Raw genomic sequence first — 12,332 nt, 5'->3', positions numbered from 1 at the left:
CGGAGCGGGTGCGGGGTTGGGTGGGAGCGGCTCGGGTGACGCCTCGGTTCCGGACGCCGTTGGAGCGGGAGTTGTCGGCGTAGGGGTGCGCGCCGGGTGCTGGATGCCCTGATGACCGGGACGGCCGGGGCATCCAGCACGCGGCGGCGCGGCTTACCTGGAGTACCTCATGAGCGCCCGCACCATGTGGCACGTGGTGTCCGACGGCGGGTGGACGCCGATCGTCTCCGCGGTGCTCCGGATCGTCTCGTTGCGGGCCTGGTTGGGCATGTAGACGCCCGTGTCGAGGAGGGCTATCGCGAGGCGCAGGGCCTTGAGGCGGCGGTTGTGGGTGATGTACCACTCACGCGGTCGGCCCGGCGGCAGCGGCCGCTTCTCCACGGGCGCGTACGGCAGGTCGAGCAGCACCGGGTGCTGCGCGGTGGACTGGGTGGGCAGCGGCTTGCGGGTCGGCTTCTGCTTCAGTGCGGCAGCGGGCACAGGCATCCTCCTGTCGCGGTGGAGCGCCGGCCGGGTTACCCGGCGACGCTCTCGAACACTGGTTACAGTTTACTGCCCGGCACTGACAATCAGGGGGCCCTGAGCATCACTGAAATGCCCTGGTCAGCAATTAAGTTGTCACCGTGTCACGCCGGTGCCGCGAGGTGAGTGTGAGGCGGCGTTAAATTCGAACACCGGGTGTGCGGAGGCGAGGGTGACACCCCGGGTCGGGGGGTCGTTCCGAGTGGCTCGGGATACCGTGAGCGGCATGGAGATCTGGATCAATCCCGCCTGTTCCAAGTGCCGTAGCGCCCTTACGTTGCTCGACGCCGAGAGGGCCGAGTACACGGTGCGCCGCTATCTGGAGGACGTGCCGAGCGAGGACGAGATCCGGGAGGTGCTCGACCGGCTGGGGCTGGAGCCGTGGGACATCACCCGGACCCAGGAGGCCGTCGCCAAGGAGCTCGGGGTCAAGGAATGGGCGCGGGACGCGAGTTCGCGGGAGCAGTGGGTGAAGGCCCTGGCCGAGCATCCGAAGCTGATCCAGCGGCCGATCATCACGGCGCAGGATGGTACGGCCGTGGTGGCGCGCACCGATGACGCCGTGCGGGACGCGCTGTCCCGGGAAGGCTGAAGGGCCCCTCAGGGCCAATGTGACGCAGGTTACTTCAGGGGCTCACGAAACCACTGAGTAACTTCGTTCGGTATCTCGTACATAGCGGCGTACGCTCCCCGACCTCTCAGGAGGCGCGCATGTCGCGTAGGAGAACTGTCAGTACGAAGAAAAAGCTCGCGCTGCTGGTGAGTGCGGCGACGGTGGCGGGAGGCGGTGCCTTCGTCATGGCGAGCACCTCGAACGCCTCCCAGACGCCGACCGTCAAGTCCGCCGCGGAGTCGAGCGTCTGCCAGGGGCTCGCCACCGCGCTCGGCAACAACCAGCGGTTCATCGAGGGGCAACAGGCCAACCCCGACGCGCAGTCCGAAGCCCGGATCGCCAACCGCGAGGCCGTCATCGCGCAGATCAAGGTCCAGCAGGAAGCGTCCGGGTGTGTCGCTGGGGAGTCGGCTCAGGACTCCCAGGCTTCGCAGCCGGCGCCGAGCGCTCCCGCGGGGGGTGCCGAGGAAGCCGGGGGTGCGGGGGACGACACCGCCGGCAACGCGGGGGATGCGGGGGCCGGCGGGAACGCGGGGGATGCGGGGGACGCCGGCGGCGGTGCCGCGGCCTCGGGGCAGCAGGTCTGCAACGGCTCGACCGTGACGCTGTCGGGTGAGGGCGGGGCTCCGGCCGCGTCCAGCAACCAGTTCCCGGCCGGTACGAAGCTGAAGGTCACCAACCTGGACAACAACAAGTCCACGACGGTGGAGGTCACCTCGGTCTCCGGCAGCTGCGTGCTGCTCAACAACGCGGCCTTCGAGCAGGTGCGTGAAGCCGGCAAGTTCCTGATTCGGCGAGCGGTCATCGAGAAGGTGGGGTGAGGCTCCGGTAACCACGTCGTACGTGTCAGGGGTCCTACCACTCGCGGCCACGGGTGGCAGGGCCCGCACGCGTGCGGGGCGGGTGCGGTGCGGTGCGGCCAGGTGGCGGGATGCCTGCGAGCCGTCGCAGTGAATCGCGCCACACCACCCCCAGGTAACACGGGGTTCACATTCGAGCAATGATCGGGAAATCGCCTGTTGACAGGCTCGCGGGCAACAAGAGCGGCGCCTCAGTGCCGCAGCGCCGCAGCACCCGCAGTGCGTCAGACACACCCCCGAAGGAAGTGGCCCGTGACCTTCAAGGCTGAGTACATCTGGATCGACGGCACCCAGCCGACCGCCAAGCTCCGTTCCAAGACGAAGATCATGGCGGGCGAGCCCGCCGGTCTGGACGCGCTGCCGATCTGGGGCTTCGACGGGTCCTCCACTAACCAGGCCGAGGGCCACTCCTCGGACCGTGTCCTCAAGCCGGTCTTCACCTGCCCCGACCCGATCCGCGGCGGCGACGACATCCTCGTCCTGTGCGAGGTCCTCAACATCGACATGACGCCGCACGAGTCCAACACCCGTGCCGCGCTCACCGAGGTCGCCGAGAAGTTCGCCGCTCAGGAGCCGATCTTCGGCATCGAGCAGGAGTACACCTTCTTCCAGGACGGCTACCCGCTCGGCTTCCCCAAGGGCGGCTTCCCGGCCCCGCAGGGCGGCTACTACTGCGGCGTCGGCGCCGACGAGATCTTCGGCCGTGAGGTCGTCGAGGCCCACCTGGACAACTGCCTGGCGGCCGGTCTCGCCATCTCCGGCATCAACGCCGAGGTCATGCCCGGCCAGTGGGAGTTCCAGGTCGGCCCGGTCTCCCCGCTGGAGGTCTCCGACCACATGTGGGTCGCCCGCTGGCTGCTCTACCGCACCGCCGAGGACTTCGGCATCTCCGCGACGCTGGACCCGAAGCCGGTGAAGGGCGACTGGAACGGCGCCGGTGCGCACACCAACTTCTCCACGAAGGCGATGCGCGAGGGCTACGACGCGATCATCACCGCGTGCGAGTCGCTCGGTGAGGGTTCCAAGCCGCTCGACCACGTCAAGAACTACGGCGCCGGCATCGACGACCGCCTGACCGGTCTGCACGAGACCGCCCCGTGGAACGAGTACTCCTACGGTGTCTCCAACCGTGGCGCCTCGGTCCGTATCCCGTGGCAGGTCGAGCAGGACGGCAAGGGTTACATCGAGGACCGTCGTCCGAACGCCAACGTCGACCCGTACGTCGTGACGCGGCTGATCGTCGACACCTGCTGCTCCGCGCTGGAGAAGGCCGGCCAGGTCTGATCCTCGCCACGGTTTCTCAGGGGCGCCCACCGGGACGGTGGGCGCCCCTCTCGTTGTCCGTGGGGCATGCCGTGGTGGGGTGAGGTACGCAACATCGACTTCGGGTCAAGGAAGCGTCCGACCCATGAGAGGAGGCTCCTCTCCGTGGGCGGTCTCTGCTTCAATGGGGGTATGGCCAGCTTCCAGAAGTACTCCGCGACAGGTCGCCATGACCTCGAGCCCTTCTGGCCTTCCCGTCAGCACCACGACTTCGACCGGGTGTGTTGCCGCGCGTGAACGCGCGGGCCCTGTAAAGCCGTAACCTCCCGGCCTTCGGCCAGCGCGCAACGACGTACGTCTTCCAACGGACTTCTCGCGCGAAAAGAGCTGACCTCTCATGGCGACCACTCGTTCTCTCTCCACCGCCCCCACGCTCAACTCCCCGACCGGTGCACGGCATCATCTGCGCGCCGTGGACCGGGACGAGGTGATCGACGTCGCGGACCTCCTGCCGCCGGGTGCCACCTGGCTGCCCGCTCCGCAGCACTCCCTGCCCACGCTGCCGGGGCAGCCGCCGATGATCGGCTACCTGGTGCTCGTCCCGGCCGACCAGCAGCCGCCGGTTGCGGCGCCCGCGGCCGGCGATCCCCTCGTCAGCGTCGACAGCGTGCGGCGCACCGCCGCGGTCGACGGGCGTGAACTCGACCTCACCTACCTGGAGTTCGAGCTGCTCGCCCACCTGGTGGCCAACCCGCATCGCGTGCACACGCGCGACCAGCTGGTCACCACGGTGTGGGGGTACGGGCATGTCGGGGACGGCCGTACCGTCGACGTCCATATCGCCCGGCTGCGCCGCAAGCTGGGCGCCGAGCACCGGGACACCATCCGGACGGTGCGGCGCGTGGGGTACAAGTACGCCCCGCCGGCCGGGCGCTGACCTGGGCGGCCGCTCCCCCGAAAGCCTTCTGCTGACGGCAGAGTCCTGTTCCGTCCCGCGCCCGCACCGGGCAGAGTCGGCGGCATGAGACTTCTGGTGCTGGGTGGTACGGAGTTCGCCGGGCGGGCCGTCGTGGAGGCGGCCCTCGGGCGCGGCTGGGACGTGACCGTCTTCAACCGGGGGCGGCACGAGCCCCCGGCCGGGGTGCGGTTGCTGCGAGGCGACCGCACCGCGTCCGACGGGCTCGCCGCCCTCGCCGAGCACACCGGCGAGTGGGACGCCGTCGTCGACACCTGGTCGGCGGCGCCCCGCGCGGTGCGGGACTCGGCGCGGCTGCTGCGGGGCCGCGCCGGGCGGTATGTGTACGTGTCGAGCCGCTCGGTGTACGAGTGGGCACCGCCCGCCGGGTACGGCGAGGACGCGCCGCTGGTGGAAGGCGCCGAGGCCGGTGCGGACCAAAGCGACTACCCGCGGGACAAGCGGGGCGGCGAGCTGGCCGCCGTCGAGGAGTTCGGGGCGGATCGCTCGGTGCTGGTGCGGGCGGGGCTGATCCTCGGGCCGTACGAGAACGTCGGCCGACTGCCGTGGTGGCTCGGTCGTATCGCGCGCGGCGGGCCCGTCCTCGCGCCCGGGCCGCGGGATCTTCCGCTCCAGTACGTCGATGTCCGTGACCACGCGGAGTGGATCCTCGGTGCGGTGGAGCGGGAGCTCAGCGGGCCGTACAACCTGACGAGCCGGCAAGGGCACACCACCATGGGTGAGTTCCTCGACGCGTGTGTCGCCACCGTCGGCGGCGACCCCGAACTGCGCTGGACCGAACCGGAAGTGATCCTGGACGCGGGCATCGAGCCGTGGACCCAGTTGCCGGTGTGGGTGCCGCCGGGCAGCGACATGCACGACGCCCTGCACAGCGCCGATGTGTCCCGGGCCGTCGCGACGGGGTTGCGCTGCCGGCCGGTCGAGGAGACCGTCGCCGACACCTGGCGGTGGCTGACGGACATCGGCGGCACGGCGCCCATGCGGCCGGACCGGACGTCGAAGGGGCTCGATCCGGAGGTGGAGGCGAAGGTGCTCGCGGGCGCGGGGGGTGTACCTGACACCACCTCCTGATCGGGGGCCCCGCCCCAGTGACCCCCACCACGTCCTCGGCAAGACTGACGCCATGACCAACGACACGAAAAGCGCACGGAGTTCGAGGGCGCGGGGCATGGGGGTCGCGGCGCTGCGCGGGCTGGGGCTGGCCCTGATCACGCTGCCGGGGTCCGTCCTCTGCTTCGTCCTCTCCCTCGTGTCGATCGCGCTGATCCCGATCGGCGTCGGCCTTGTCACGACGCCCTGGGTGCTGACGGGGGTTCGGGCGTACGCCGACTGGCGGCGGGTGCTCGCCGCCGAGTGGGGCGGGGTGCGGATTCCGCCGGCGTACCGGCCGTTGCCGAAGGACGCCAATCCGTGGACCCGCACCTTCGGGATGCTCCGCGACCCGGCCACCTGGCGGGACCTGCGGTGGCTGCCGGTCGACATGACGGCCGGGTTCGTCACGGCGCTGCTGCCGGCCGTGCTGCTGTTCTATCCGCTGGAGGGGTTCGCGATCGCGGCGTGGCTGTGGCGGGTCCTGGACGGAGAGAGCGGCTACTGGTACGGCTTCGTGCGGGTTCACGACCAGACATCCGCGCTCGGCGCCGGCGCCCTCGCCCTCGTCCTCCTCTTCTTCGCCCACTTCCTCACCGCACGCCTGCTCCAGGTCCACTTCCGTCTCACCCAAGCCGTCCTCGGCTCCAATCAGGGCGAACTGTCCGAGCGCGTAAGGGTATTGACCGAGACCCGACGCGACGCCGTCGACACCTCCGCCGCCGAGCTGCGCCGTATCGAGCGGGACCTGCACGACGGGGCGCAGGCGCGACTGGTGGCGATGGGCATGGACCTGGGGACGATCGAGGTGCTGCTCGACAAGGACCCGGAGAAGGCCAAGCAGCTCCTCGCACACGCCCGCAAGTCCTCCGTCGAGGCGCTCGCCGAACTGCGCGACCTGGTGCGCGGCATCCATCCGCCCGTGCTCGCCGAGCGTGGACTGGGCGACGCCGTGAGGGCGTTGGCGCTGCGGCTGCCGATCGCGACCGAGGTGAACGTGGAGCTGCCCGGACGGGCGGAGGCGCCGGTGGAGTCGGCGGCCTACTTCGCCGTCAGCGAGGTGCTCACCAACGCCGTGAAGCACTCCGACGCCGACCGGATCTGGATCGACCTCCACCACACGGCGCACACGGAGAGCGCCGGCATGCTGCGCGTCACCGTCACCGACAACGGCAAGGGCGGTGCCGTGATCGAGGCCGGTTCGGGTCTCGCCGGGATCGAGCGGCGACTGGGTACATTCGACGGCGTCCTGGCCGTCAGCAGTCCCGCGGGCGGTCCCACCATGGTCACCATGGAGATCCCTTGCGCGTTGTCCTAGCCGAAGACCTGTTCCTGCTGCGCGACGGACTCGTCCGGCTCCTCCAGGCCTACGACTTCGAGATCGCGGCGGCCGTGGAGACCGGCCCCGAGCTGGCCCGCGCGCTGGCCGAGCTGGAGCCGGACGTCGCCGTCGTCGACGTACGCCTGCCGCCGACGAACACCGACGAGGGGCTGCAGTGCGCGCTGGAGGCCCGCCGGAAGAAGCCCGGGCTGCCGGTGCTGGTGCTGTCGCAGCACGTGGAGCAGCTGTACGCCCGGGAGTTGCTGGCCGACGGCAGTGGCGGGGTGGGGTATCTGCTGAAGGACCGGGTGTTCGACGCGGACCAGTTCGTGGACGCCGTACGGCGGGTCGCGGCGGGCGGCACGGCGATGGATCCGCAGGTGATCCAGCAGTTGCTGACCCGGCGCGCGGCCGACGACCAGCCGCTGGCCCGGCTCACACCTCGCGAGACGGAGGTGCTGGAGCTGATGGCGCAGGGGCGGACGAACGCGGCGATCGCCGAGCGACTGGTGGTCACGGAACGGGCGATCGCGAAGCACACCGCCAATATCTTCGCCAAACTGGGCCTGGAGGTGTCGGACGACGACAACCGTCGCGTGCTGGCGGTTCTCGCGTATCTCGACCACGGCCGGTGAAAACGGACCCGGCCATTCACCCGCCGTGCGGGATCAACAACTACCGGTGTTTCCGGGGCTGTTGAGCACACAGCGCTCTCACGAATCTCTCAACAATTTCCGGGACGACTGAACACCCCTGGGACGCGCTCCGTATGAATGGGAGCCGCTTCACTCCTGTCGGGCGCCCTCGATGCCCCGAAAAAGGAAGTCAGAGGAGTTCCATGGGACGCAACACAAGAAAACGCCGTACGCCGCTGGCCACCAAGGCCATAGCCGCATCGGCAGCCCTAGCGCTCGGTGGGGGCGGGCTTGTATGGGCCAACTTCTATGCTTCGGCGCACGAGGACAGCTCTGGGTGGAACCAGACGAAGTCCGCGAACGCCCAGGTCGCGACGATCAACTGCCCTGATGTCGGCCAGAAGCTGACGAAGGTGCCGAAGAGCGCGCGCCAGGGCGTCGCCAAGGAGCTGGCGCTGCTGGACAGGCAGGTCACGGATGCCTACAAGCGTCTCGCCGAGACGCGGCAGGCCCAGGCGGGGGACGCGAACTTCGTCAACAACGCCATCCTCGGCCCGCTGAAGTCCAAGCGCGTGGCCACGCTCGACCGGATCGGCATCAACATCAACCGGGCCGGCGGCCAGCGACCGCAGAACCTGGAGCAGCTCGCCCAGTGCCAGGGCGTCCCGGCCGAGCAGCCGGAGACCAACGACGGCCAGCAGGGCGGGGACCAGAACCAGGACGGTCAGGACCAGAACCAGGACGGTCAGGACCAGGGCGGCCAGGACCAGGGCGGCCAGGACGGCGGCGGACAGGACCAGGGCGGCAACGGTGGTCAGGCCGGCAACGGTCCGAACGCGGACGACTTCGTGGACATCACGCAGGTCCAGGGCAACGCCCAGCTGGGCGTCGGCGCGAACGGCCTCCCCGCGAACGGGGACAGCGGTTCGACCGGCAGCTTCACCACGAACTGCGGCGTCAACGAGAACGAGAACCGCAACTCGGACAACGTGATCGTCGCTCCCGGTGTCAGCAACGGTGCGCAGCACCAGCACGACTACGTCGGCAACCAGGCCAACAACGCTTTCGCGAGCGACCAGGACCTGGCGAACGGCAACACCACCTGCCAGAACCAGGGTGACAAGTCGTCGTACTTCTGGCCGGTGCTGCGGGTGCAGGACGGACAGAACGACATCGACGCCAACGCCCCGGGCGGCGGTCAGGACGGCAACGTCGGCACGATCGTCGAGGCCAGCGAGGCACAGCTGAAGTTCGTCGGCAACAAGACGAGCGATGTCGTCGCGATGCCGCAGGCCCTGCGCATCATCACCGGTGACGCCAAGTCCTTCGTGAACGGCAACGCCAACGCCAACGCCAACTGGAGCTGCACCGGCTTCGAGGACAAGGTCCAGCTGCACGACAAGCTCCCGATCTGCCCCGAGGGCAGCTCCGTGGTGCGGACGTCCAACTTCCAGAGCTGCTGGGACGGTCAGAACATCGACAGCGCCAACCACCGCACGCACGTGGCGTTCGTCCAGGGCGACGGCACCTGCGCCAACGGTTTCCAGGCGATCCCCCAGCTCCAGGTCCGCCTGGTCTACGACGTTCCGGCCCCGCAGATCCAGAACGGACAGGTCCAGAACGCCTTCGCGGTCGACTCCTTCCCGGACCAGCTGCACAAGGCGATCACCGACCACAACGACTTCATCAACTTCTTCGACGAGAACACGATGAACGAGATGGTCAACTGCATCAACAGCGGGCAGGACTGCCAGTAGCGGTTCTGGACCGGTAACGAAAGTCGGCGGTGGGATCTCCTCCCACCGCCGACTTTCGTCTGTCCCGGATATCTGCGATATCCGCGGTCAGTGATATCCGGGGTCAGCCGTGGTGGCTGCCGCTGTTGTGACTGCCTCCGGGATTCATGTGCTCGGAGCCTTCCTCCATGGTCCCGCCGAGCTTGCTCTGCAACGCCGTGACCGTCTTCTCCTGACCGACGGCGACCCATTTGCGGCCGACGAGGTAGTAGCCGCCGTAGTCCTTGGCGCCGCTCAGCCACTCGGCCTGGCCGCGGTCGGTGGCGAAGGTGGCGAGGACGTACTTGTCCTTGCCGCTCTTGCAGATGGCCTGCCGGATCTCGTCGGCGTCGGTCTGCATGTTCGGCTTGCACTTCGCCTCGGCGGCCAGGTGTTCCAGACTGCCGGTGGCGGTCTCGGGCACCGCGGCCTGCTCGTCACCGCCGGATCCACAGCCAGCCAGCGCGAACACCGCCGCGACACCAGCCGCCACGAGCATCGGTCGGGTCACCTTCATGTCTTCCTCCCTGAGGGGCCTCCCGATGGATACGGCTCCCGCGCGCGGAGCGCTCAAAATACCGCTGCCGGTGTTCGCCCTCCCGTGCGAGAGTGGCGCGATGAACCAGGACTGGGAAGATCGCGTGACCGCCGCGTGGTCGACGTTCGGCACCTACCCGGAGCAGGACGCGGCCGACTTCCGTGCCGTCATCGACGCCCTCGTCGCCGAACTGCCGTACGACAGCCCGCTGGCCCCCTTCGAGCAGGCATGCGCCTGGGACTCGACCGGGCACTCGGACAAGGCGGTACCGCTGTACCGGGAGGCGCTGGCGCGCGGGCTCAGCGACGTGAGCGGCTACAAGGGGCGGCGGGCCAAGATCCAGCTGTCCAGCTCGCTCCGGAACATCGGGCAGGCGGAGGAGGGCGTCAAGCTGCTGACGCCCGAACTTGACGCGCCGTCCGACGAGCTGGACGACGCGGTACGGGCGACGCTGGCGCTGTGCCTGTCGAGCCTCGGGCGGGATCGGGAGGGGTTGTCGCTGGTGCTGGGGGCGCTTGCGGCGCATCTGCCGCGCTACCAGAGGTCGATGGCGAATTACGCGGCTGCGCTCCGCTAGAGGAGCCGCCCGGAGGAAGAGCCGCGACAGGCCGTCTCGCGTCTGCGGGCCCGTCGTGGCTGGTCGCGCCCACGCGGCTTCAGCCGCATGTCCAATACAGCCCCGCGCCCCTCAGGGCGTTGCGGCCCCGGCGCCCGTCCACACACCTGTGACCTACTGACCATTCGCTCGTTCTGCTGAACGTGCAGTCACAGGATGTCGCCCCGCGCCCCGCGCCCGCCTCGGCCGATCCGGTTGTCGACGTCGAGCGGGCCGAGGCCGCGCTCGTCGAGCACTATCCGCGTCTCGTCCGGCTCGCCTACCTGGTGCTGCCGCCGAGCCTCGGCCGCAACCGGCGTGTGGTGACCGCGCACTCCCTCACCCAGCGTGCGCTGCCCCGGGGCCGGGCGGCGTCGGCGCCCACGATCCCGGCCCAGTCGACGGGACGCGAGGGCGACCCCGGGTATGCCTTCCTCCGGCTCCGGATCCTGAGTACGGCGTTGGAGGCGGGCCTGCCGTTGCGCCGCCTGGCCTGGCCCAAGCGTTCCCAACTGCCGCCCCTGCTGCCCCAGATCTGGGGCCTGCGCCTCTTCCCCCGGTCGGGCGGCGCCGACGAGCTCGCTCTGGACCAGCGACTGTCGGCGCTGTCCGGCCCGGCGCGGGCCGCCTACGTCCTGCGCGGGCTGGAGAAGCTCCCGGACGGCGAGGTGCGGGACGTGCTGACGGCGGCCGGCGTCGAGGATGTGGACGACGCTCTGGAGGAGGCCGACACCGTGCCGGCGCAGCACGCGCTGCTCGGCTCCCCCGAGTTCGACCCGTGCTCGCTCCACGCCCGGCCCACCGATCTGATGCGGCGCCGGCAGCACACGAAGGCCGCGCTCGCCGCCGGGGCCGCCCTCCTCGTGTGCGGGGCGCTGCTCGGCCTGCCCGGTGAGGGCTGGGGCCCCGACGGTCCCGCAGCGCCCTCGTACGCGCAGAACCCGGCGGCCGAGGCGGCCCTCGATCCGGCCCAGTTGACGAAGGTCCCCGCGCTGGCCTGGCAGTCCTCCGCCCGGACCGACTTCTCCGTGTGGCCCGCGCGCGGCGACCTCACCGACGACTCGGCCCTGCTGCGCCGCGCGCTCGCCGTGTGGGCCCGCCCGAGCGAGAAGGTCACGGTCTCGGCGACACCCGGCACCCCGGCGGGCGGCCCGTCCGGCGCGCCGCAGCTGCTGTACGCGGGGCTCATCGACAACGTACGCGTGGTGATCCTCTACGACGGGCTGCGCATCGCCCGCTACGCCGAGCCGAAGGACGGCACGGCCGGTGCCGCCCTGGACTTCTCCCGGGTCGACAACGCGACCAGGGCAGAGGCGAGCGCGGTGGTGCTGAGCCGGGCCGACGGCAACGTCCGCTATCTGATGGCGCCCTGGGTGAAGAAGGCGGCCGAGCGGGACCTGCTGAAGCCGGACGCCGGGGCGATGGGCCTGACCGTGACCGACGGGGTCACCTCGCCGCTGGCGAGCCCCGCCGCCCAGCAGACCGGCTCGTGTTCGTCGTGGAACGCCTTGGAGGTGACCGACAGCACCGGCACCCGTCTGCTGACCGACCTCGCCGAGCTGGTCCCGGCCCGCCTCACCACCGGCCGCCCCGGGGAGACCAAGGACGTGTCCGGCACACAGGCACGGCACGCCTGGGCGCCGTACTCCTGCTGGCTGGGCGCGATGCGCTCGGCGGGTGTGCGCACGGTCAACGCCTGGGCGTTCGCCCGGCAGGCGCTCCCCGACGGGACCGGCTCGGCGGACTGGGTGTGCACGCGCGCCGAGACCTGGCGGGGTGGCGGCGAGCGGGTGCTGGCCCAGTTCCGGACGCCGGGTTCGACGCACGCGTCGGTGACGGCGAAGGCGCAGAACGTGTCGGCGTGCGGGGCGCGTGATCCCCATGTGCTGGCGGGGGTGCTCTGGAAGGCGCAGGCGGGCAACTGGTATCTGCTGGCGGCGGGCACCCGGGACACGGAGTCGATCCGGGCCACGGGCGGGGTGCGCGGCACCTCCCAGGGCAGCCTGCTGACCGTGCGGGCCGAGCAGGGTGCGCGGGCCGAGTTGAAGGGCACGTTGGAGAGCGGACGCTCGATCGACGGGCTCAAGTGAGACCCCCGGCTTGCTGACAGGAATGTAAATAAGGGGCCGCACAAGGGTTCACCTC

The 12,332-nt window shown here is 70.2% G+C and carries 12 protein-coding genes; 10 read left to right on the top strand and 2 right to left on the bottom strand.

Features of this window, described 5'->3' with window-relative positions:
• Nucleotides 1-153: 153 nt before the first annotated feature.
• A complete protein-coding gene (locus ADK36_RS32185) occupies nucleotides 154-480 on the bottom strand; it encodes a hypothetical protein (protein ID WP_048584821.1) in 327 nt (108 codons plus the stop codon).
• Between the two features lie 268 nt (nucleotides 481-748).
• On the opposite strand from ADK36_RS32185, the gene ADK36_RS32180 reads away from it, so the two are divergent.
• The 8 genes from ADK36_RS32180 to ADK36_RS32145 all read left to right on the top strand — a co-directional run bounded on the left by ADK36_RS32180 (nucleotide 749) and on the right by ADK36_RS32145 (nucleotide 9,036).
• Entirely contained in the window at nucleotides 749-1,114 is a 366-nt protein-coding gene (locus tag ADK36_RS32180; protein ID WP_048584820.1) for an ArsC/Spx/MgsR family protein, read from the top strand.
• A gap of 119 nt (nucleotides 1,115-1,233) precedes the next feature.
• Entirely contained in the window at nucleotides 1,234-1,956 is a 723-nt protein-coding gene (locus ADK36_RS32175; RefSeq protein WP_048584819.1) for a hypothetical protein, read from the top strand.
• Nucleotides 1,957-2,247: 291 nt separating this feature from the next.
• Complete coding sequence (glnII, locus tag ADK36_RS32170) at nucleotides 2,248-3,279, top strand: glutamine synthetase (protein ID WP_048584818.1); 1,032 nt, start codon at nucleotides 2,248-2,250, stop codon at nucleotides 3,277-3,279.
• 376 nt (nucleotides 3,280-3,655) lie between these two features.
• The gene (locus tag ADK36_RS32165; protein WP_048584817.1) at nucleotides 3,656-4,195 is read left to right on the top strand and encodes a winged helix-turn-helix domain-containing protein; all 540 of its coding nucleotides are present in this window, start codon (nucleotides 3,656-3,658) and stop codon (nucleotides 4,193-4,195) included.
• A gap of 84 nt (nucleotides 4,196-4,279) precedes the next feature.
• Nucleotides 4,280-5,305, top strand: coding sequence for an SDR family oxidoreductase (locus tag ADK36_RS32160; RefSeq protein WP_048584816.1), 1,026 nt, complete (start codon nucleotides 4,280-4,282; stop codon nucleotides 5,303-5,305).
• A 52-nt stretch (nucleotides 5,306-5,357) separates the two neighbouring features.
• Nucleotides 5,358-6,641 carry a sensor histidine kinase gene (locus tag ADK36_RS32155; RefSeq protein ID WP_053200009.1) on the top strand — a complete coding sequence of 428 codons (1,284 nt, stop codon included), beginning with the start codon at nucleotides 5,358-5,360 and terminating at the stop codon, nucleotides 6,639-6,641.
• A complete protein-coding gene (locus ADK36_RS32150; RefSeq protein WP_048584814.1) occupies nucleotides 6,626-7,279 on the top strand; it encodes a LuxR C-terminal-related transcriptional regulator in 654 nt (217 codons plus the stop codon). Before ADK36_RS32155 ends, ADK36_RS32150 begins: the two co-directional genes overlap by 16 nt.
• 203 nt (nucleotides 7,280-7,482) lie before the next feature.
• Nucleotides 7,483-9,036: a DUF1996 domain-containing protein gene (locus ADK36_RS32145; RefSeq protein WP_048584813.1), complete on the top strand. Its 1,554-nt coding sequence runs from the start codon at nucleotides 7,483-7,485 to the stop codon at nucleotides 9,034-9,036.
• A 103-nt stretch (nucleotides 9,037-9,139) separates the two neighbouring features.
• Here ADK36_RS32145 and ADK36_RS32140 read toward each other — a convergent pair whose 3' ends face one another.
• The gene (locus ADK36_RS32140) at nucleotides 9,140-9,571 is read right to left on the bottom strand and encodes a hypothetical protein (RefSeq protein ID WP_048584812.1); all 432 of its coding nucleotides are present in this window, start codon (nucleotides 9,569-9,571) and stop codon (nucleotides 9,140-9,142) included.
• 100 nt (nucleotides 9,572-9,671) lie between these two features.
• Between ADK36_RS32140 and ADK36_RS32135 the strand changes: the two genes are divergently transcribed.
• A complete protein-coding gene (locus tag ADK36_RS32135) occupies nucleotides 9,672-10,169 on the top strand; it encodes a tetratricopeptide repeat protein (protein ID WP_048584828.1) in 498 nt (165 codons plus the stop codon).
• A 182-nt stretch (nucleotides 10,170-10,351) separates the two neighbouring features.
• On the top strand, nucleotides 10,352-12,277 hold the full coding sequence (locus ADK36_RS32130; RefSeq protein WP_053200007.1) for a hypothetical protein: 1,926 nt from the start codon (nucleotides 10,352-10,354) through the stop codon (nucleotides 12,275-12,277).
• Nucleotides 12,278-12,332 lie beyond the last annotated feature (55 nt).

The sequence above is a fragment of the Streptomyces viridochromogenes genome (assembly GCF_001270495.1).
Classification (GTDB): Bacteria; Actinomycetota; Actinomycetes; order Streptomycetales; family Streptomycetaceae; genus Streptomyces; species Streptomyces viridochromogenes_A.
Note: the sequence above shows the minus strand (reverse complement) of the source record. Positions and strands in the feature narration are given on the sequence as shown.